Source organism: Caenispirillum bisanense (assembly GCF_900230255.1).
GTDB lineage: Bacteria > Pseudomonadota > Alphaproteobacteria > Rhodospirillales > Rhodospirillaceae > Caenispirillum > Caenispirillum bisanense_A.
Map to the genome: position 1 here is coordinate 247597 of NZ_OCNJ01000004.1, position 19205 is coordinate 266801.

The following is a 19205-nucleotide window of genomic DNA, read 5'->3' on the forward strand; positions in this document are numbered from 1 at the left end:
CTGCGCCCCGGGATCCGAAGGCAATGAAAGTCCTCGCCTGCAACGCCAACCGTCCGCTCGCGGAGGCCATCGCGGCCTATCTGCATCTCGAACTGACGCACGCGACGGTGCGCCGCTTCTCCGACATGGAGATCTTCGTCGAGATCCAGGAGAACGTGCGCGGCGAGGATGTCTTCGTCGTGCAGCCGACCAGCTATCCGGCCAACGACAACCTCATGGAACTGCTGGTGACGCTCGATGCGCTGCGCCGCGGCTCCGCCCGCCGCATCACCGCGGTGGTGCCCTACTTCGGCTATGCCCGCCAGGACCGCAAGACCGGCCCGCGCACGCCGATCACCGCCAAGCTGGTGGCCAACCTCATCACCCAGGCCGGCGCCAACCGCGTGGTGACGCTGGACCTGCACTCGGGCCAGATCCAGGGCTTCTTCGACATCCCGCTCGACAACCTCTACTCGGCCCCGGTGTTCGTGCAGGACATCAAGGACCGCTACCAGGGCGCCAACCTGATGGTCGTGTCGCCGGACGTCGGTGGCGTGGTGCGTGCCCGCGGCATCGCCAAGCGCATCGAGGCCGACCTCGCCATCATCGACAAGCGCCGCGAGCGCGCCGGCGTCTCCGAAGTGATGAACATCATCGGTGACGTGAAGGGCCGCGACTGCATCCTGGTGGACGACATCGTCGACTCCGCCGGCACCCTGTGCAACGCCGCCGTCGCCCTGATGAACGCCGGCGCCACCAGCGTCTCGGCCTACGTCACCCACGGCGTGCTGTCGGGCGGCGCGGTGGCCCGCGTCACCTCCTCGCCGCTGAAGGAGCTGGTCATCACCGACTCCATCCAGGCGACCGAGGCCGTGCGCCTGGCCGACAACATCCGCCAGATCACCATCGCCCCGCTGCTGGCCGAAGCCATCGACCGCATCAGCGACGAGCGCTCGGTCTCCAGCCTGTTCGACTGAGGCCGGCGGCCCCGCGCCGTTTGACGCCACAGCCTGCGACGCCCCATATTGTCCGATGGACGGTATGGGGCGTTTGTCATGGGCAAGATCACGGTTCAGATGAAGGACCCGAAACTGGCGGAGGTGCTCGCCTCCACCCGCGCCGGTGACGAAGTGGAGCTGAAGGACGGCGACGCCGTCGTCGGCAGCTTCGTGCGGCGGGAGGGGGAGCCGCGGCCGCGCGGCGTGCGGCGGTTCGGGGCGCTGAAGGGGAAGATCCACCTGGACGAGAGTTTCTTCGATCCGCTGCCGGAGGAGGAACTGCGCGCCTGGGAAGGCCGCGACGATTGAAACTCCTCCTCGACACCCATGCCTTGATCTGGTGGCTCGCGGCGGACCGTCAGCTGAGCCCGGCGGTAGTCCGCCTTCTCGACGACCCCGACAACGTCATCTACGTGAGCGCGGCTTCCGTTTGGGAAATCGCCACCAAGATCCGGATCGGCAAGTTGCCGGGGCTCGAAGCGCTGACGAGCGAACGTGACGGCATCCTGCGCATCATAGACCAGGAAGGCTTCGACCCTCTCGCCATCACGGTGGAGCACGCTGAAGTCGCAGGATCCCTGCGCGGCGCGCACCGGGACCCCTTCGATCGGATGCTGATGGGCCAGTCCCTGATCGAGAACATTCCGCTGGCGTCCAACGAAGAGATCTTCGATGCCTTCGGCGTGAAGAGGATCTGGTAAAGGGCTTACGAGCCCGTTGCCGACCGCCCCGCCCCATTCCCGGTTGCCATCCCCCGTCATCCGGTATAAATAGCCCCCTTCGAACGCCCCCGCCCATCAGCGCGGGGCGTTGCGTCTTGGGCACCCCTGGAGGCCCGGGACGTGTAAGGCCTGCATTTAGGAGCAAGACAATGGCCAATGAAAACACCCTGAACGTCGTGCGACGTGACCGGGCAGGTAAGGGGGCAGCCCGTGCGACCCGTCGGCAGGGCCTCGTGCCCGGCGTGGTCTACGGCAACAAGCAGTCCCCCGATCTGGTCGCGATCGACCCGCGCCCGCTGATGGCCGCCATGCACAAGGCCGGCTTCGCCACCCGCGTGTTCGACCTGACCATCGAAGGCGACTCCGCCGCGCAGTCCGTGATGGTGCACGACGTGCAGTTCCATCCCGTGACCGACGCGCCGATCGCCGTCGACTTCATGCGCGTGTCCGCCGAGACCGAAGTGGTCGTCGAGGTGCCGGTGCACTTCGTCAACCAGGAGCGTTGCCCGGGCCTGAAGCGCGGCGGCGTGCTGAACATCGTGCGTCACGAGATCGAGGTGAAGGCCAAGGCGAACGCCCTGCCCGAGTCCATCGACGTGGACCTCGCCGGTGTCGACATCAACGAGTCGATCCACATCAGCGCCGTCACCCTGCCGGCCGGTGTGGCCCCGACCATCACCGACCGCGACTTCACCATCGCCACCATCGCGGCGCCGTCGGGCCTGAAGTCCGAAGCCGCGGCCGAGGGCGAGACCGCCGAGTAACTCCGGCAGAAGGAGCGACCGATGCGATTGGTGGTCGGACTCGGCAATCCCGGTGCGGGATACGCCAGAAACCGCCACAACATCGGCTTCATGGCGGCGGACGAGATCGTCCGCCGCCACGCTTTTTCGGCCTGGCGCAACAAGTTCCAGGCCGAACTCGCCGACGGCACGCTGTCGGGCGAGAAGGTGATCGTGCTGAAGCCGCTGACCTACATGAACCTGTCCGGCCAGGCGGTCGGCGAGGCGCTGCGCTTCTACAAGATCCTGCCCAAGGACGTGATCGTCATCTATGACGAGATCGAGCTGCCGCCGGGCAAGATCCGCGTCAAGCAGGGCGGCGGCCATGCCGGCCACAACGGCCTGCGCTCGCTCGACCAGCACATCGGCAAGGATTATTGGCGCGTGCGCTTAGGGGTAGGCCGCCCGCCGCAGAAGGAGCAGGTGGCCAACTACGTCCTGCACGATTTCGCCAAGGCCGACGAGGCGTGGCTGACGCCGCTGCTCGACTCGGTGGCGACCCACCTGCCGGTGCTCGTGAAGGGCAACGAAGGCGGGTTCATGAACAAGGTCACGCTGGACATCGCCCCGCCCAAACCCGCCAAGCCGCCCAAGGCCGACCCGGCCGGTGCGGCCTCGCCCGCATCGGCGGCGGCGGATGTGGCGGCGGACAAACCCGACGCGGGCAAGAACGCCCTGCAGATCGCGCTCGAGAAGGCCAAGGCGAAGGTCTCGGGCAGCAACGGAACGGAGTCGTCGTAGAGATGGGTTTCAACTGTGGCATCGTCGGCCTGCCCAACGTCGGCAAGTCGACCCTGTTCAACGCGCTGACGTCCACCGCGGCGGCGCAGGCGGCGAACTTCCCCTTCTGCACCATCGAGCCCAACGTCGGCCGCGTCGCCGTGCCCGACGACCGCCTGGAGCAGCTGGCGGCCATCGCCGGCTCCAAGCAGATCATCCCGACCCAGCTCGAGTTCGTCGACATCGCCGGGCTGGTGCGTGGCGCGTCGCGCGGTGAGGGCCTCGGCAACCAGTTCCTCGCCAACATCCGCGAGACCGACGCCATCGTCCAGGTGCTGCGCTGCTTCGAGGACGAGAACATCACCCACGTCGAAGGCTCGGTCGATCCCATCCGCGACGCCGAGACCATCGAGACCGAGCTGATGCTCGCCGACCTGGAAAGCCTGGAACGGCGCATCGTGCCGCTGCAGAAGAAGGCCAAGTCGGGTGAGAAGGAAGCCAAGGAGTGGGTGGCGGTCATGGAGCCCGTGCTCGCCGCCCTGCGCGACGGCAAGCCGGCCCGCGTCGCCATGCCGACCACGCCCGACGACCTGAAGATCTTCCGCCAGCTGCAGCTGCTGACCGGCAAGCCGGTGCTCTACGTCTGCAACGTCGAGGAAAGCAGCGCCGCCACCGGCAACAGCCTGTCGGCCAAGGTGGCCGAGATGGCCGCCCGCCAGGGTGCCGCCAGCGTCGTCATCTCGGCGGCCATCGAGGCCGAGGTGGCGCAGCTCGAGGACGCCGAAGAGAAGCAGGCCTTCCTGGAAGACCTCGGCCTGTCGGAAACCGGCCTGTCGCGCGTCATCCGCGCCGGGTTCGAGCTGCTGCACCTCATCAGCTTCTTCACCGTCGGCCCCAAGGAAGCCCGCGCCTGGACCGTCCGCAAGGGCGCCAAGGCCCCGGAAGCCGCCGGCGAGATCCACACCGACTTCGAACGCGGCTTCATCCGCGCCGAAACCATCGCCTATGCCGACTACATCGCCTGCAAGGGCGAAGTGGGCGCCAAGGAAGCCGGCAAGATGCGCTCGGAAGGCAAGGAATACGTGGTGCACGACGGCGACGTCATGCACTTCCTGTTCAACGTCTGATCCGGCGCGGCTCCAGGAACGGCGGCACCCGCGGGTGCCGCCGTTTTGCGTTTCAGGACACGCCGTCGGCCGCCGGTGCGGCGTCGAAGGCCGCGAGCGCCCTCAGCGTCTCGTCGTAGGTCCGGCGCAGGGCGGGCATGGTCTGAGCCACCGCGTCCAGGTCGCCCGCCAGGGCATCGCCCTCCACCTCCTGGTAAAGGCGGTGCAGCGGCGTCAGGCCGAGCACGCCGGCCGCGCCCTTCAGGGCATGGGCCTCGTCGACGACCGTCGCGGCGTCACCGCCCGTGATGGCGGCGTCCAGCGTCTCCATGCGCGGCGGCGTGGTGGTGCGGAACAGCTCCACGAGGCCGCGCACGGCCTCCGGCCCGAGGTCGTCCCACTGCCGCACGATGAGCGAGTCGGACGGGACCAGACGCGGGTCCAGCGGCGGCAATGCCGGCCGGTCGGCCGCCGGAGCCGGAGCCGGGACGGGCGGAGCCGGCGCCCGCGGCGGGGCGGCGCGCGGCGGCGGCGCCGGTTCCCGCGGCAACGACGGCCCGGCGACGGCGTCCGCGGTCGCCCGCGGCGGCACGAGCGGCAGCGGACGCCCGAGCAGATCGGCCACCACCCGGTTCACCACATCGATGCGGAACGGCTTGGCGATGACCGTGTCGGCGCCGGCCTCGCGGGCGGCGGTGCGGCCTTCCTCGGTGATGTCGGCGGTGAGCACGACGATGGGCACGGTGGCGCGGGCGGTGTCCGGCAGGGCGCGGATGCGCCGGATCGCCTCGGCGCCGTCGATGCCCGGCATGTGCAGGTCCATGAGCACCAGGTCGAAGACGCCCTCGGCGGCGGCGGCGACGCCGTCCAGCCCGTCGGCGGCGGCCTTGACCCGATGGCCGGCCCGCCGCAGCAGTTCCACCGCCAGCATGCGGTTGACCTTGTCGTCCTCCACCAGCAGCACCCGCAGCCCGCCCGGCGGCGCCTCCGCCGCCACGCCCCCGTTCGCATCGGCCGGCGCCTCGCCCTCGCCCAGGTCGAGCGTCACCCAGAAGGTGCTGCCCCGCCCCGGCATGGTGTCGAAGCCGATGCGCCCGCCCATGGCCGTCACCAGCCCCTTGCACAGGGCGAGGCCGAGGCCGGCGCCGCCGTGCTGGCGGGCGGCCGAGGCATCGGCCACGGCGAACCGTTCGAACAGCCGGTCGCGCTGGTCCTCGGGGATGCCGGGGCCGCTGTCGTCGACGGCGATCTGCACCCGCAGGCCGCCGGCCGGGGCAGCGCCGAGGGGGCGCATGCGCAGGCGCACGCCGCCGCGCTCGGTGACCTTCAGGGCATTGGACACCAGGTGGAACAGCAGCTGGTTGATGCGCCCCTCGTCGCCGCGCAGCAGCGGCGGGATGCCGTCGGCCACCTCCACCGACAGCTCCAGGCGCTTGGACAGCGCCCACGGCCGCATGAGCGTGGCGATGCGATCGAGCAGGTCGCGCGGCGCGAAGTCGGCCTCCGCCAGCGCCAGGGTGCCGGCCTCGATGCGGCCGACGTCGAGAATGTCGCCCATGAGCCGCAGCAGGGTGTCGCCGGCCCGCTGGATGGTGTCGACGTAGGACGCCTGGGTCTTGGTGAGGCGGGTGCCGGCCAGCAACTGCACCATGCCGAGGATGCCGCTCATGGGCGTGCGGATCTCGTGGCTCATGACGGCCATGAACTCGGACTTGGCGCGCGCGAGGGTCTCGGCGTCGACCTTGGCGCGGGCGAGGATCTCCTCGGCGCGGCGGCGGTCGGTGATCTCGATGCCGACCGACACGGCGGCGTCCTCGCCCTCGTATTCCAGGGCGACGGCGGAGGCCACGCCCCAGCGGGCGCCGTCGGGACCGTCGGGCAGGCGGAACTCCATGTCGCGCAGGCAGCGGTCGCGGCGCAGCGCCCCCATGACGCGGTCGAACTCCTGCCGGTCGACGAAGAAGCCGACCGCGCCCAGGCCGACCGCATCCGCCGGCGACACGCCGAGATAGACGGCGGCGAGGTCGTTGCAGAACAGGATGCGGCCGTCGCTCAGGCGCACCACCGACAGCGGCAGCGGCAGGCGGGCGAGCAGGCTGCGCAGACGGTCCTCGCTGTCGCGCAGGGCGGCGGCGGCCTGCTTGCGGGCGTCGATGTCGACGAAGCCACCCAGGAAGGCCGGCCGTCCCTGATACGAAATGAGCGTGCCGGAGGTTTCCAGCCAGAGCGTGCGGCCCTTGCGGGTGCGCAGGCGCAGCTCCCACCCGGCGACGCCGCCCTCGCGCGCGATGGTCGCCATCAGGCGGTCGCGGTCGGCGGGGTCGTCGTAGAAGTCGGTGCTGCGCAGGCCGCCCAGTTCCTCCTCGCCGACCTCGAAGAGTTGGCGGGCGCCCCGATTGGCGGCCAGCGGCCGGCCGCTCGCCTGATCCACCAGCACCAGCGGGACGGGCGCGCTGTCGAACACCCGCCGCAGGGTTTCCTCGCTGTCGCGCAGGGCGGCCTCGGCGGCGACGCGGTCGGTGACGTCCTGGTCGATGCCGAACAGGCGCACCACGCGGCCGTCGGGTCCGAACTCGCGGTAGCCCTTGGAGAAGATGTGCCGTACCTCGCCGTCGAGCCGCACGATGCGGAACATCCGCTCCTTCTCCCGCCAGGTCTGGTCCTCTGCGTCGGCCAGGATGAGCGGCAGGTCGTCGGGATGGACGCGCGCCAGGAAGGCATCGAAGCTGCGGATGGGGTTGGCCGGATCGCCCTCCAGCCCGAAGATGCGCTCCAGCTCGCGCGACCACAGGGCTTCGTCGGCGCCCGGATAGAAGTCGTAGCAGCCGATGCGCGCCAGCGTCTCGATCTCGCGCAGGAGGCGGGTGTTGTTCTCCAGCTCGCGCAGCTTGCGGCGCAGGGCGGCGTCGGCGAGGTGGCGCTGGCTGGCGTCGCGGAAGGCGAGGATGGTGATGCCGTCGTGCAGGGTGCGGGCCGTCACCTCCAGGGGGACGTCGCTGCCGTCGAGGGCACGGCCGGTGCACTCGCGCACGCCGTTGCGCTCGGTGCCGAGCGTGGCCAGCGTCGCCGCCTCGCCGGCGCCCGGGACGATGTCTTCCAGCAGGCGGCCGGTCAGCGGCGGTTCCTCGCCGAACAGGTCGCGCGCCGCCCGATTGGCGGCGACCACGACGCGCGCCGGCGTCACCGCGACCACGGCGTCGGCGGTGCCGTCGAGCAGGCGTGTCTGCACCCGCATGCGGCGCTTGCAGCGCACCGCCTCCACCGCCAGCCAGCCGGCCGCCGCCAACGCCACGGCGCCCCCTGCCGGACCGGCGGCGGCGCCGGTGAGCGGCGCGCTGGCCGCAGCCAGAATGCCGCCCACGGCGGTCGCGGCGGCGGCGAGAAGGATGGCGTCGGAGCGGCGCGTCATGGGCAGGGGCCTTCCGGCGAGGCGGCGACGGGGAGACGACGGAATGAACAGTAGCACGGCCGCGCCGCCCCCGCCTCAGGCGGCATCGCGCTCGACCCCGGTGACCGGCCGCTGCAGGCGGGCCAGGGCGCGCGCCAGCACCTCGTCGAACCCGCCGTCCTCCTGGCGCACGGCGGTGGCGGCGGTGGCGAAGCGCGGCCGCAGGGTGCGGTCGCGCCACGGCACGCCGACCAGATCGAAGTGCCGCACGATGCGGCGCGCCACGGCAGCGGCGGCGGCCTGCGGCGTTTCCGGCATGAGCACGGCGAACACCCGCTCGTCGACCCGGGCGAGGGTGTCGATGGCGCGCAGTTCCCGGCGCCCGAAGGCGGCGACGGCGCGCAGCACGGCGGCGGCGGCGCCGCGTTGGTCGCCCGGCGCCGCATCGTCGCCGCCGATGTCCTCCAGTCGCAAGGCGAGGACGCTGAACGGGTGGCCGAAGCGCCGCGCCCGCGCCAGTTCGGCGCCGCCGGCGGCGTCCAGGTGGCGGCGGTTGGGCACGCCGGTGGCGAGGTCGACGGTGGCGGTGCGGCGCAGCGCCTCGGCCACCGCCCGCCGCTCGGCCGCCCGCGTCGCGCCGGTCCAGGCCAGCGCGCCGGCGGCGGCCACCAGGCAGACGGCGAGGCCGCGCACGGTCCACAGGGTTCCCTTGCGGCCGGTGCCCCAGCCGGCGGCCGGCACGGCGGCCATCTGCCAGCCGCCGCTGCCCGCCAGCGTGACGTCGAGCAGCACGGGCGCGGACTCGAACAGGCCGCCATCGCCGTAGAACACGTCGCCGGCGGCCCCGGTGGCGTCGCGGCCGCGCAAGGCCACGGCGAGCTCCGTCGCCGGATCGGCGAGGCCGGCCTCGTGGTAGATGCCGGCGGCGTCGAGCGGCAGGGTCACGAGGCCGACGAAGGCACCGCTGCGGGGCTCGCCGCCGGGCGGCGACAGGTGCACGGGCATGCGGCCGATGAAGGCCTCGCCGCCCTCCATCAGGTCCACCGGCCCGGCCACCACCACGTCGCGGGCGGCGATGGCGCGCAGGGCGGCCTCGCGCTGCTCGGGCCGCGCCGCCAGGTCGAGGCCGATGGCCGACTCGTTGCCCTCGCGCGGGTGGATGTAGGTGATGACGGTGCCGCGGGCGAAGGCCATGTTGCGGATGTGGCGCCCCTGGGTCACCAGGTCGCGGGCCAGCATGGCGAAGTCCTGCTCGCTCAGGCCCGGCCGGTTGGCGATGGTGGCCGCCATGCCGCGCAGCAGCAGGACGTTGCGGTTGACCGCCGTCTCCAGGCGGGCGCGCAGGCTGGAGGCGCGGTCTACGACGGCCGCCCGCTCCGCCGCCGTCAGCGATGCGGCGAGCATGCGCTCCACCCCGGCAAGGGCGAGCGCCGTCAGCACCGCCACCAGCAGCGCCGTCAGCAGCGGCCGCGACGGGCCGCGTCTCTCCCCCTGCTCCACCGCCGCCATCTCACCGCCTTCGCCTGCCCATCGCGCGGAAGTTTAAGAGGTCGGCCGTCGACACGACAATCCCATAGAGGATTTACGACTTCCGTCGATCCGCGGGAGCCCGACCCCGCTGCCCGAAACGGACCGTGCCGCCCACCGGAGGGGTGGGCGGCACGGGGATGCGATCGATCGGACGCCGGGGGAAGGGGTGGTGGCGTCAGCTCGCGCGCACCTGCACGAGGAAGTTCTGCATCTCCTGCCCCAGGCGGCGCGCCTGTTCCTGGAGTTCCTCCGAAGCGGTCAGCACCTGGCCGGAGGCCGTGCCCGTCTCGCCGGCGGCGCGGGTGACGCCGGCAATGTGGTTGCTGACCTCCTGGGTGCCGTGGGCCGCCTGCTGGACGTTGCGGGCGATCTCCTGCGTCGCGGCGGTCTGCTCCTCGACGGCGGCGGCGATGGTGGAGGAGATGGAGTCGATCTCGCCGATGGTGCGCGAGATGCCCTGGATGGCGTCCACCGTATCCTTGGTGGCGGTCTGGATCTCGGCGATCTGGGCGCCGATCTGGCCGGTGGCGTGGGCGGTCTGGTTGGCCAGCTGCTTGACCTCGTTGGCGACCACCGCGAAGCCCTTGCCGGCGTCGCCGGCACGGGCGGCCTCGATGGTGGCGTTGAGCGCCAGCAGGTTGGTCTGTTCGGCGATGTCGGTGATGAGGGCCACCACCTCGCCGATCTTGCCGGCGGCGTCGGCCAGACCGCGCACCAGGGCGTCGGTGCGCTCGGCCTCGCGCACGGCCTGGTGGGCCACTTGCGAGGACTGCGCCACCTGACGGCCGATCTCGGCGATGGAGGCGTGCAGTTCCTCCGACGCGGCGGCGACCGTCTGAACGTTGCTGGAGGCCTCTTCCGAGGCGACGGCGACGGCTTCCGCCTGCCGGCTGGCGCTGGCGGCGGCCTCGGCCATGGTCTCGGCGGTGCTCTTCATCTGGCTGGAGGCGGCCGTCACGGCGCCGACGATGCCGCCGACGGCGTTCTCGAAGTCGTCGGCCAGCCCCTGCATGAGGGCGCGGCGTTCCTCTTCGGCGCGGCGGGCCTGTTCCTCGCGCTCCGCCTCGTGGCGGCGGTTGGCTTCGGCGTGTTCCTTGAAGATCTGCACGGCGGCGGCCATGCGGCCCAACTCGTCGCCGCGGCCCTGGGCGGGGATGCGCACCTCGAGGTCGCCGTCGGCCAGCCGGGTCATGGCGTCGGTCATGGCGCGCACCGGGCGCGACAGGCCGGTGCCGAGCACCACCGCCAGCACGATGCCGATGAGCAGGCCGATGCCGCCGACCACCGGCGTGACGGTGGAGGCGGTGCGGGTTTCGGCCAGGGCGGCTTCCTTGATGCGTGCCGCTTCGTCCTGCGTCGCCTGCTGCAGGGCGTCGACGGACGACTGCAGGGCCCGGGCGCGGCCGGCGAGGGAGGAATCCATCATGGTGCGCAGCTGGCTCGCACCCATCTTGACGCTGGCGAGGCTTTCGGCCGTCTGCTGCATGGCCGTCTTCAGCGTCTCGAAGTTCTTCTTGTGCTCGTCGACCGTCAGCACCGCCCCGGCGAGGTCCACCGGCGTCGCCAGATCAGACAGGTTCTGCGCCGCGGCATCGGCGTTGGCGTTGTCCTTGTCGGCGAGGAAGCGGGCGATGTTGTAACGCAGCAGGATGGCGTGCTCGCGCGCCGGCCGCAGGTAGGAGATGGCGTCGCTGTTGCCGGTTATCATGGCGTCGTCGACCATGATGGCGATCATGTCGAGCACGGTCTGGGAGCTGGGCTGCAGCACCTCGGCGACCTGACGGTCCCAGTCGCGCTGGGCATCGGCATAGCGGGCGAAGGCGGCGAGGAAGATCTTGAACGACTTCTGGGCGCCCTCGGCGGTCTCGCGGGTGGCGTCGTCGTGGGCGCGGGCGACCGCCAGCTCGAACAGCGGCGTCAGGCTGGCGGCCAGGGCGTCGACGTCCTTGGCCCGCAGCTCGTCCCGCGTGGCGGCGAATTCCTGGGCGCGCAGGCGCAACTCGGCGAAGCCGGCGGTGATGCGGGCGGTGTTCTCTTCCGTCACCACCATCTCGGCGAAGGCGTTCACCTCGCGGCCGGTCCGGTCGGCGCTGACCATGGCGGCGCCCGAAACGCCCACCAGCACCAGCAGCACCGTGGAAATGCCGAGGATGATCTTGGCGCGGATGCCGAGCCGGGCAAGGCCCGGCAGGCGCGGGATCCTCTTCATTGCATGCTCCCCTGTCTTTCGGCCGCCGGTAAAACGTCCGGCGGTATGGATTTTTTATTGTCCAAGCATGCTACGAAAGGCGGGGGCGATCGCCAACCGGAGAAATCGGGTATCCGGCAGTTGGGAAAAGGTGCATCGGTAAGAAGTGTAGGAAACCTACCCGGGCTTTTTGCTCAACCACTCGACGCGCCAAGTACCGGCTTTCCCGCCTGAGAGGTTTTGCGCCAGCCACGGCAGCAGGCTCTGCGCCTGGTCTTGCAGCAGCCACGGCGGATTGACCACGGCGAGGCCGGTGCCGCTCAGGCGGTTGTCGGGGCCGGGCAGGGCCACCGTCAGCTCCACCGCCAGCACGTCGCCGAGGTCGGCATTGGCGAGCGCGCCGTGAAAGGCCGGCACCTGACCGCCGCCCTTGAGCGGATACCACAGGGCATAGGTGCCGGTCGGCCACTTGCGGTACGCCTCGGCCACGGAGTCGACCAGGGTGGCGAACTCGTCGGTCTTCTCGAACGGCGGGTCGACCAGCACGAGGCCGCGCCGTTCCTTCGGCGGCACATAGGCCTTGAGCGCCGTGTAGCCGTCCAGGTGGACCACCTTCACCTGGCGGTCGCGGCCGAACTCCGCCTTCAGCACCGCGGCGTCGTCGGGGTGCAGCTCGACCGCCACCAGACGGTCCTGCGGCCGCATCAGGGCCCGCGCCACCCGCGGCGAGCCGGGATAGCGGCGCCCCGGACCGGCGGCGGCCATGGCGCGCACGATGGCGAGGTAGGGCATCAGCTCGGCCGGCGGCGACTCGGCGGCCAGGACGCGGCCGATGCCGGCGTCCGCTTCGGCGGTGCGGCGCGCCTCGTCCGAGTCGAGGTCGTAGGCGCCGAGTCCCGCGTGGGTATCGAGCACGAAGAACGGCTTTTCCTTGCGCGTCAGGTACTCGACCATGAGCGCGAGAAGCGCGTGCTTGAAGACGTCGGCGAAGTTGCCGGCATGAAAGATATGCCTGTAGTTCATGGATGCCCTGTGATTCCTGCATGGCGCTTGCGCCTTTTCGCGGCTCGGAGCATATAGCGCGACGGCCGTCGGAGAACAGGGCAGGAGTGCTGCCCCGAGTCGCGCCCCATCCTGCGCAGGACCGATTTCAAGTGCCTCATCGTTCGCTGCCATGGATGATGCGGCGCGAAGAACGCCTTGTACCGCCGGGCCTTCGCCGGCCCCTCCGGCGCCGCCCGCAGGCGCCCCGCCCCCGTGGCGAAGCCGTTGCCCGGCGCGGTTTTTATGCCTTTCGTCGAGCCCGCAGACCGGCCTCTTCACCAGCTTGTCACGGGTTCGTCACTTTCATAAAGTCGATCCCATGATTTGATATTTTTCACTTTCGCGAATATGGGGTCATACGCATTATGCAGACGCTCCGCCCGGGCGGGGCACGCCTTACGCTTTTTTCTCTGGAGATTTTGATGAAACGGTTTGTCGTGTCCTCGACGGTCGCCCTGACCGTCGCCCTCCTGGCTGCCTGCTCCTCGACCTCGGACGAGGCCGGTGCTGCTGCCGGTGCCGGCGCCGGCTCCGCCGCGACCTCGACGGCGTCCTACGCCCCGGGTTCGGCCGCCGAATTCCAGGCCGTGGTCGGCGACCGCGTGTTCTTCGACTTCGACAGCTACGCCCTGGCCCCCGTGGCCCAGGACACCCTGCGCAAGCAGGCCGCTTGGCTGAAGAAGTACCCCGAGCGCAAGCTGAACGTCGAAGGCCACGCCGACGAGCGCGGCACCCGTGAGTACAACCTGGCCCTCGGTGAGCGCCGCGCCAACTCGGTGCGCGAGTTCCTGCTGGCCCAGGGTGTCAACGGCGCCCGCCTGATGACCGTTTCCTACGGCAAGGAACGCCCGACCTGCACCGAGGCCGCCGAGGCCTGCTGGTCGCAGAACCGTCGCGGCGTCTCCGTCGTCGAGTAATCGACGGCACGAAGTACAGGCTGCGTGTCCGGCTCCGGTCTCCCGCTTCCCCGTCCCGGCGGCGCGGGGGGCCGGCCGCCACGAAAAAAACGCTATTCCATCCTAAACCTGCGGGCATGGGGCACACGCTCCGCAGGAAGCGGGGCGAAGGGCCCCGGATCGGGATGGACCAGATCTTGGGGATGTACCGCATGTTCCGTATCGCGACGCCGCTCGCCGCGCTTGCCCTGATCGGACTGACCGCCGCGCCGATGGCGCTGGCCGCCGACCAGCCGGTGCCCGAGCGCAAGCCCGCCAAGGGGACCATCACCCTGGTGAACCGTGCCGAAGCGCCCGAGTGCGCCTTCACGGGCAAGCGGGTGGTGTCGCTGCTGTCGCGCGACGACGTCGTCGCCGCGACCGAGTTCCGCGAGTTCTACCAGGCCTTCGACTGCCCCTCCCTGCACCTGGCCGCCGCCTTCGGCTGCGCCGTCGACGTGCCGGAAGGCGCCGAGGAGCCCGTCAACGACCGCGTCGAGCGCTGCTGGGAGCAGCCGTCGTCGCGTCCGCTGCTGACCGTCGCGGCCCCGCCCGCCGCCACCGGCGACGCCGCCAAGGCGCCGGCCGAGGCCAAGCCGGCGGATGCCAAGCCCGCCGACGCCAAGCCCGCCGAAGCGCCGGCCGCCAAGGCCGACGCCAAGCCGGCCGACGCGCCCGCCAAGGCCCAGTAAGTCCACCGTTCCGGTCCCGGTTACCCGTTTTCGCGTCCACCACACGGCCAGGGCCCGCTTGCTGCGTCAGGCACCGCCGCACTCTGCTCCGAGGAGCACCACGTCCATGAGGATCCTTGCCGCCGCCCTGGTCGCGGGCTGTGTTCACGCGGCCCTGTGGTATGCCGGTCACGAGCGCATCCTGCCGCCGAACGCGCCGACCGGAATCGAGTCGCTGTCGTTCAGCCCCTTCGCGCCCGACCAGGACGCGGAGAAGCCGACGCTGATCCCGCGCGAGCAGATCGAGAACGACATCAAGGCGGTGGCGCCCTTCACCCGCATGGTGCGCACCTACTCGGTGGACGCCGGCCAGGAAGCGGTCGCCGAGATCGCCGGCAAGCACGGCGTCAACGTCATGCAGGGCATCTGGATCGGCAGCGACGAGGAGCGCAACAAGCGCGAACTCGAGACCGGCCTGCAGATCGCCCGCCAGAACCCCAACGTGCGCGCCCTGGTGGTCGGCAACGAGGTCATCCTCCGCAACGAAAAGACGCCGGAGGAGATGATCCAGATCCTGCGCGAGACGCGCCAGCGCTCCCGCGTGCCGGTGACCTACGCCGAAGTCTGGAACCTGTGGCTCGACAACCCGAAGCTCGCCAACGAGGTCGACTTCATCTCGGCGCACGTGCTGCCCTACTGGGAAGGCATCCCGACCGAGCAGGTCATGCAGTACACGCTCGACCGCTACGCCGACCTCAAGCGCGCCTTCCCGGGCAAGAAGATCGTCATCGCCGAGTTCGGCTGGCCGTCGGCCGGCACCAACGTCCGCGCCGCCCACCCGGGCGCGCTGGAGCAGGCCGAGCTGATCCGCAAGTTCATGGTCGAGGCCGACAAGCGCGGCATCGACTACAACCTGATGGAAGCCTTCGACCAGCCCTGGAAGACCAACGAAGGCGCCGTCGGCCCCTACTGGGGCGTGTTCGACGCCGACCGCAAGCCCAAGTTCGCCCTGGAAGGCGTGGTCGAGACGCCGGACCGCGCGCCGGTCGCCGCCATCGCCGTGATCATCGGCCTGGCCGCCACCCTGCTCGGTCTGCGCCGCCGCAACCCGACGCTGGCGCACGCGACGGTCTACGCCGCCGCCGCCAACGTCATGGGCGCCGGCATCGCCATGGCCGCCGCCTGGCCGTTCCTCTACTACTGGAGCGTCGGCACGCTCATCAGCTGGGCCTTCGGCCTGGCGCTGGTGGTGCCGCTCATGATGATCACGCTCGGCAAGGTGCACGAGATCGCCGCCGTAGTGTTCGGCCGCAAGCCGACCCGCCTGCTGTCGACCGTGGTCGCCAAGGCGCCGGAAGGCTATGCCCCCAAGGTGTCCATCCACATCCCGGCCTACAAGGAACGGCCGGAGATGCTGATGGCGACGCTCGACAGCGTGGCGGCGCTCGACTACCCGAACTTCGAGTGCCTGGTCATCGTCAACAACACGCCCGAGCCCGAGTACTGGGAGCCGATCCAGGCCCACTGCGAGCGGCTGGGCGAGCGCTTCAAGTTCCTGCACCTGCTGAACGTGAAGGGCTTCAAGGCCGGCGCCATGAACCTCGCGCTGAACTACATGGCGCCCGATGCCGACGTGATCGCCGTCATCGACGCCGACTACGTGGTCGACCGCGCCTGGCTGAAGGACACCGTGCCCGCCTTCCACGACCCCAAGGTCGCGCTGGTGCAGGCGCCGCAGGACCACCGCGACGGCCGCGAATCGCTGTTCAAGACCATGATGAACGCCGAATACGCCGGCTTCTTCGACATCGGCATGGTCCAGCGCAACGAAGACGACGCCATCATCGCCCACGGCACCATGCTGATGGTCCGCCGCACCGCCTTCGACGAAGTCGGCCAGTGGGGCACCGACACCATCGTCGAGGACACCGAACTGGGCCTGCGCCTGTTCGAGGCGGGCTATTCGGCCCACTACACCTCCAAGCGCTACGGCTGGGGCCTGCTGCCCGACACCTTCAAGGCCTTCAAGACGCAGCGCAACCGCTGGGCCTACGGCGCCGTGCAGATCATCAAGAAGCACTGGCCGCACATGCTGCCCGGCCGCAAGACCCTGTCGCCGAACCAGAAGACGGCCTTCGTCACCGGCTGGTCCTACTGGCTGTCCGATGCGCTGGGCGTCGCCGCCGCCTTCATGAACCTGGTGTGGGTGCCGTTCCTGCTGTTCGTCGGCGTCGCCATGCCGGAAACCACGCTGACCATCCCCATCCTGCTGGCCTTCCTGGTCAACATCTTCCACTGCGTCATCCTCTACCGGGCGCGCGTGGAAGCCTCGTGGGGCGAGGTGCTGGGCGCGGCGCTGGCGGCCATGAGCCTGCAGTGGACGGTGGCGGCGGCGGTGCTGACCGGCTTCGTGAAGGACAACCTGGCCTTCAAGGTCACCGACAAGGGCGGCAAGGCGAAGAAGACCGCCGGCGCGAAGTCCGACGACCCCGCCAAGTGGGAACTGCGCGTCGGCATGGCCCTGCTGCTGTCGGCGGTGGTGCTGGCGTCGATCAACCCGCTGCAGATCGTCGAGCTGTACCTGTTCGCCGCCATCCTGGCGACGCAGAGCGTGCCCTTCCTGTGTGCCGTGCTGATGCGCGGGGCCGAGTGGCTCGCCAACCGCAAGCCGGCGCCGGTGGCCTCCACCCAGCCGGTGGGCGAAATCGCCGGCTGACGGCGACCCTGCCCGAAGACCCCACGAAGGCCGGAGCATCCCGCTCCGGCCTTTCGTGTTTGCGGACGCGGGCGCGCCGGCAGCCGCCGGCAAAAACCTCCGCCGCCGGCATTTCCTTTGCGCTATCATAGGTCTTAGCACGTTCGCAGGAGGACCCGGCCATGACCATGCATCGACTGACGCCGCTCAAGGGCAGCGGCTGGCATCGCCTGGGACTGCTGATGGCGGTGGGGTTCCTGCCGGTGACCGCCATGCTGTGGACCACCGATTCCTTCGGCGGCGGCGACATCGGCATCACCTCGGCGGTGATCTTCTATCTGTCGGCGCTGGTGCTGAGCGGCCTGCTCGGGCTCGCCATGCCGTGGGCCATGAAGGGCTTCGCGGTGCGCGCCCACGGCGAGGGCGACGAGCGCGAGGAGGACGAGCGTCCCCATCGGCGGGAGGCACCGGGCGGCGCGGCCGGACACGGACCGGCCGGCCATGCCCCGGCGCACGGGCCGGCTCACGCCCCGGCGGCGGCGGGCGCCCATGCGGCGCCGGCCCGCGGCGGCCATGCGCCGGCCGGGCACAAGTAGGACAAGACGGGCGAGACGGACCGGTCGGCGGCGCGGCTTACTGCCGCATGCGGCCGCCTTCCACCAGGGCGCCGTCCACCTTGTCGTAGACGCAGGTGAACTCGTAGATGGCGGTTCGGCCGATGGCTTCCACCGTCACCAGGACCGTATAGGTGTCGGGGCTGGCGTCGGCCTTGGCCTCGGCCGCCACGACGCGCAGGTCGGGAATGGTCGGCAGCAGCCCGGCGGCAGACAGCACGCAGTCCTTCTGCTCCAGGGTCTCGGCCTGGGCGGCGAGCGCCGCGGCGGGAACCAGCGCCGCGCCGAGGGACGCCACGGCGGCGAGGGCAGACTTCAGTCTCATGATGTCCTTCCAAACGGTCCTTGTCCGCTCCCGTCCGCCACCGGGGGCGGGAGGCGCGGAAAGCGGCCGCACTATAGCATGCTTTCGAAAAGGGGAATGAAAAGATCCCTTTCGTTTCGCGGGGTGGCGCTGGAAACCGGCCCGTCCGATCCCCATAATGCAGGCGACTGCCATACCCTCCCAGGAGCCTGCCCTCCCCATGGTCTATGTCGAACTGATCGCCGGCCTGATCCTTCTTCTGGTGGCCGGTGACCTTCTCGTGCGCGGTTCGGTCGCCGTGGCGCGCCGCTTCGGCGTGTCGCCGCTGGTGATCGGCCTGACGCTGGTCGGCTTCGGCACCTCGCTGCCCGAGCTGATGGCGAGCCTGCAGGCCGCCCTGCTCGGCGCGCCGGGCATCGCCGTCGGCAACGTGGTCGGCTCCAACATCGCCAACATCCTGCTGATCCTGGGCGGTGCCGCCATCATCGCGCCGGTGGCCGCGACCGCCAAGGGCCTGCACCGCGACACCCTGGTGCTGGCGCTGGCGACCGTCGCCCTCATCGCCCTGGTGATCGCCGGCGTGCTGCCGCGCTGGGCCGGCGTGATCCTGGTGCTGGCGCTCATCGCCTATACCGGCTCCGCCCTGGTGCTCGACCGCCGCGAGCAGGCCAGCGCCGCCCTGCGCGAGCACGAGACGGAAACCGCCGAGGCCATCCCGCCGGCCAATCTCGGCCTGTGGGGCGGTGTCGCCTTCACCGTCGGCGGGCTCCTCGGCGTGGTGCTCGGCGCCCGTCTGCTGGTCGAGGCGGCGGTGGTGCTGGCCCAGTCGTGGGGCGTGTCGGAAACCATCATCGGCGTCAGCATCGTCGCCATCGGCACCTCGCTGCCCGAGTTGGCGACCAGCGTCATCGCCGCCCTGAAGAAGGAAAGCGACGTCGCCCTCGGCAACGTGGTCGGCAGCAACATCTTCAACATCCTCGGCATTCTCGGCGTCACCGCCATCGTGTCGCCGCTGACCGTGCCGGCGGAGATCCTGCAGCGCGACGCCTGGGTCATGCTCGGCGCCACCGTCGCCCTCATCGCCGCCGTCATGCTGCTGCGCCGCATCGGACGCGCCACGGGCGCCGTCTTCGTGGGCGCCTATGCGGTTTATGTCGGCGTGCTGGTGGCGGCGGCGAGCGCCTGATATATATCCCGCTCTTCCCTTTCCCCCTTGGAGTGACCGGGCCATGCGCTCGTCTCCGTTCATGATCCTCGCCACGGCGCTCGCCTGCGCCCTGCTCATCGGCGGCGAGGCCACCGCCTTCGCGTGGTTCCTCGACCTGATGATCACGGGCTACCTGCACCTGTCGGCCGAGACCGCGCGTCTGCTCGGCCTGGTCGGCGTCGCGGTCGGCGTCGTGGTGTTCGGCTGGACCGCCGTGCGCGTCTACCGCGCCGAGCAGGCCCTGGCGGCGGAAGCCGCCGGCGCCAAGGGCTGACGCCGCGATCCCGGCGGGGGTAGTCTCCGTTCCTGCCCGAGACAGGCA

The 19205-nt window shown here is 70.6% G+C and carries 17 protein-coding genes; 12 read left to right on the plus strand and 5 right to left on the minus strand.

Annotated features, from left to right (window positions below):
• The first annotated feature begins 23 nt into the window (after positions 1-23).
• From CRP50_RS10935 to ychF, 6 genes are all read left to right on the plus strand, one after another.
• Complete coding sequence (locus tag CRP50_RS10935) at positions 24-956, plus strand: ribose-phosphate pyrophosphokinase (protein WP_097279196.1); 933 nt, start codon at positions 24-26, stop codon at positions 954-956.
• 78 nt (positions 957-1034) lie between these two features.
• The gene (locus CRP50_RS10940; RefSeq protein ID WP_097279197.1) at positions 1035-1286 is read left to right on the plus strand and encodes an antitoxin; all 252 of its coding nucleotides are present in this window, start codon (positions 1035-1037) and stop codon (positions 1284-1286) included.
• Entirely contained in the window at positions 1283-1678 is a 396-nt protein-coding gene (locus CRP50_RS10945) for a type II toxin-antitoxin system VapC family toxin (protein ID WP_097279198.1), read from the plus strand. The genes CRP50_RS10940 and CRP50_RS10945 overlap by 4 nt, the downstream gene beginning before the upstream one ends.
• A 170-nt stretch (positions 1679-1848) precedes the next feature.
• A complete protein-coding gene (locus CRP50_RS10950) occupies positions 1849-2463 on the plus strand; it encodes a 50S ribosomal protein L25/general stress protein Ctc (RefSeq protein WP_097279199.1) in 615 nt (204 codons plus the stop codon).
• 21 nt (positions 2464-2484) lie between these two features.
• A complete protein-coding gene (pth, locus tag CRP50_RS10955) occupies positions 2485-3222 on the plus strand; it encodes an aminoacyl-tRNA hydrolase (RefSeq protein WP_097279200.1) in 738 nt (245 codons plus the stop codon).
• A 2-nt stretch (positions 3223-3224) separates the two neighbouring features.
• Complete coding sequence (gene ychF / locus CRP50_RS10960; RefSeq protein WP_097279201.1) at positions 3225-4328, plus strand: redox-regulated ATPase YchF; 1104 nt, start codon at positions 3225-3227, stop codon at positions 4326-4328.
• Between the two features lie 52 nt (positions 4329-4380).
• Here ychF and CRP50_RS10965 read toward each other — a convergent pair whose 3' ends face one another.
• From CRP50_RS10965 to CRP50_RS10980, 4 genes are all read right to left on the minus strand, one after another.
• Positions 4381-7716: a PAS domain S-box protein gene (locus CRP50_RS10965; RefSeq protein WP_097279202.1), complete on the minus strand. Its 3336-nt coding sequence runs from the start codon at positions 7714-7716 to the stop codon at positions 4381-4383.
• Between the two features lie 75 nt (positions 7717-7791).
• Positions 7792-9204, minus strand: coding sequence for a CHASE domain-containing protein (locus CRP50_RS10970; RefSeq protein WP_097279203.1), 1413 nt, complete (start codon positions 9202-9204; stop codon positions 7792-7794).
• Between the two features lie 196 nt (positions 9205-9400).
• Positions 9401-11434, minus strand: a complete 2034-nt coding sequence (locus tag CRP50_RS10975; RefSeq protein ID WP_097279204.1) for a methyl-accepting chemotaxis protein — start codon at positions 11432-11434, stop codon at positions 9401-9403.
• A gap of 156 nt (positions 11435-11590) precedes the next feature.
• Positions 11591-12436: a 23S rRNA (adenine(2030)-N(6))-methyltransferase RlmJ gene (locus CRP50_RS10980; protein WP_097279205.1), complete on the minus strand. Its 846-nt coding sequence runs from the start codon at positions 12434-12436 to the stop codon at positions 11591-11593.
• Positions 12437-12879: 443 nt separating this feature from the next.
• On the opposite strand from CRP50_RS10980, the gene pal reads away from it, so the two are divergent.
• The 4 genes from pal (at position 12880) to CRP50_RS11000 (ending at position 17354) form a co-directional block, all read left to right on the plus strand.
• Positions 12880-13374 (plus strand): peptidoglycan-associated lipoprotein Pal, encoded by a 495-nt coding sequence (pal, locus tag CRP50_RS10985; protein WP_101613986.1) that lies wholly within the window; start codon positions 12880-12882, stop codon positions 13372-13374.
• A gap of 191 nt (positions 13375-13565) precedes the next feature.
• Positions 13566-14084: a hypothetical protein gene (locus CRP50_RS10990; protein WP_141415106.1), complete on the plus strand. Its 519-nt coding sequence runs from the start codon at positions 13566-13568 to the stop codon at positions 14082-14084.
• A gap of 106 nt (positions 14085-14190) precedes the next feature.
• Positions 14191-16779, plus strand: a complete 2589-nt coding sequence (locus CRP50_RS10995) for a glycosyltransferase family 2 protein (protein WP_101613988.1) — start codon at positions 14191-14193, stop codon at positions 16777-16779.
• A 161-nt stretch (positions 16780-16940) separates the two neighbouring features.
• Positions 16941-17354 (plus strand): hypothetical protein, encoded by a 414-nt coding sequence (locus CRP50_RS11000; RefSeq protein ID WP_097279209.1) that lies wholly within the window; start codon positions 16941-16943, stop codon positions 17352-17354.
• A gap of 37 nt (positions 17355-17391) precedes the next feature.
• On the opposite strand, the gene CRP50_RS11005 is transcribed toward CRP50_RS11000, so the two are convergent.
• Positions 17392-17697 carry a hypothetical protein gene (locus CRP50_RS11005; RefSeq protein ID WP_097279210.1) on the minus strand — a complete coding sequence of 102 codons (306 nt, stop codon included), beginning with the start codon at positions 17695-17697 and terminating at the stop codon, positions 17392-17394.
• Positions 17698-17896: 199 nt separating this feature from the next.
• Between CRP50_RS11005 and CRP50_RS11010 the strand changes: the two genes are divergently transcribed.
• Together CRP50_RS11010 and CRP50_RS11015 are read left to right on the plus strand one after the other, a co-directional pair.
• Complete coding sequence (locus CRP50_RS11010; protein WP_097279211.1) at positions 17897-18862, plus strand: calcium/sodium antiporter; 966 nt, start codon at positions 17897-17899, stop codon at positions 18860-18862.
• A gap of 43 nt (positions 18863-18905) precedes the next feature.
• Positions 18906-19157, plus strand: a complete 252-nt coding sequence (locus CRP50_RS11015) for a hypothetical protein (protein WP_097279212.1) — start codon at positions 18906-18908, stop codon at positions 19155-19157.
• Positions 19158-19205: the final 48 nt, after the last annotated feature.

Excerpts from the sequence above, each read along its gene's own strand:
- CRP50_RS10940 (WP_097279197.1), top strand. The coding sequence starts at position 1,035 with ATGGGCAAGATCACGGTTCAGATGAAGGACCCGAAACTGGCGGAGGTG.
- CRP50_RS10970 (WP_097279203.1), bottom strand. The coding sequence starts at position 9,204 with ATGGCGGCGGTGGAGCAGGGGGAGAGACGCGGCCCGTCGCGGCCGCTG.
- CRP50_RS11000 (WP_097279209.1), top strand. The coding sequence starts at position 16,941 with ATGACCATGCATCGACTGACGCCGCTCAAGGGCAGCGGCTGGCATCGC.
- pal (WP_101613986.1), top strand. The coding sequence starts at position 12,880 with ATGAAACGGTTTGTCGTGTCCTCGACGGTCGCCCTGACCGTCGCCCTC.
- CRP50_RS10975 (WP_097279204.1), bottom strand. The coding sequence starts at position 11,434 with ATGAAGAGGATCCCGCGCCTGCCGGGCCTTGCCCGGCTCGGCATCCGC.
- CRP50_RS10950 (WP_097279199.1), top strand. The coding sequence starts at position 1,849 with ATGGCCAATGAAAACACCCTGAACGTCGTGCGACGTGACCGGGCAGGT.
- CRP50_RS11010 (WP_097279211.1), top strand. The coding sequence starts at position 17,897 with ATGGTCTATGTCGAACTGATCGCCGGCCTGATCCTTCTTCTGGTGGCC.
- CRP50_RS10990 (WP_141415106.1), top strand. The coding sequence starts at position 13,566 with ATGTTCCGTATCGCGACGCCGCTCGCCGCGCTTGCCCTGATCGGACTG.
- CRP50_RS11005 (WP_097279210.1), bottom strand. The coding sequence starts at position 17,697 with ATGAGACTGAAGTCTGCCCTCGCCGCCGTGGCGTCCCTCGGCGCGGCG.
- CRP50_RS10935 (WP_097279196.1), top strand. The coding sequence starts at position 24 with ATGAAAGTCCTCGCCTGCAACGCCAACCGTCCGCTCGCGGAGGCCATC.
- CRP50_RS11015 (WP_097279212.1), top strand. The coding sequence starts at position 18,906 with ATGCGCTCGTCTCCGTTCATGATCCTCGCCACGGCGCTCGCCTGCGCC.
- CRP50_RS10980 (WP_097279205.1), bottom strand. The coding sequence starts at position 12,436 with ATGAACTACAGGCATATCTTTCATGCCGGCAACTTCGCCGACGTCTTC.
- CRP50_RS10965 (WP_097279202.1), bottom strand. The coding sequence starts at position 7,716 with ATGACGCGCCGCTCCGACGCCATCCTTCTCGCCGCCGCCGCGACCGCC.
- pth (WP_097279200.1), top strand. The coding sequence starts at position 2,485 with ATGCGATTGGTGGTCGGACTCGGCAATCCCGGTGCGGGATACGCCAGA.
- ychF (WP_097279201.1), top strand. The coding sequence starts at position 3,225 with ATGGGTTTCAACTGTGGCATCGTCGGCCTGCCCAACGTCGGCAAGTCG.
- CRP50_RS10995 (WP_101613988.1), top strand. The coding sequence starts at position 14,191 with ATGAGGATCCTTGCCGCCGCCCTGGTCGCGGGCTGTGTTCACGCGGCC.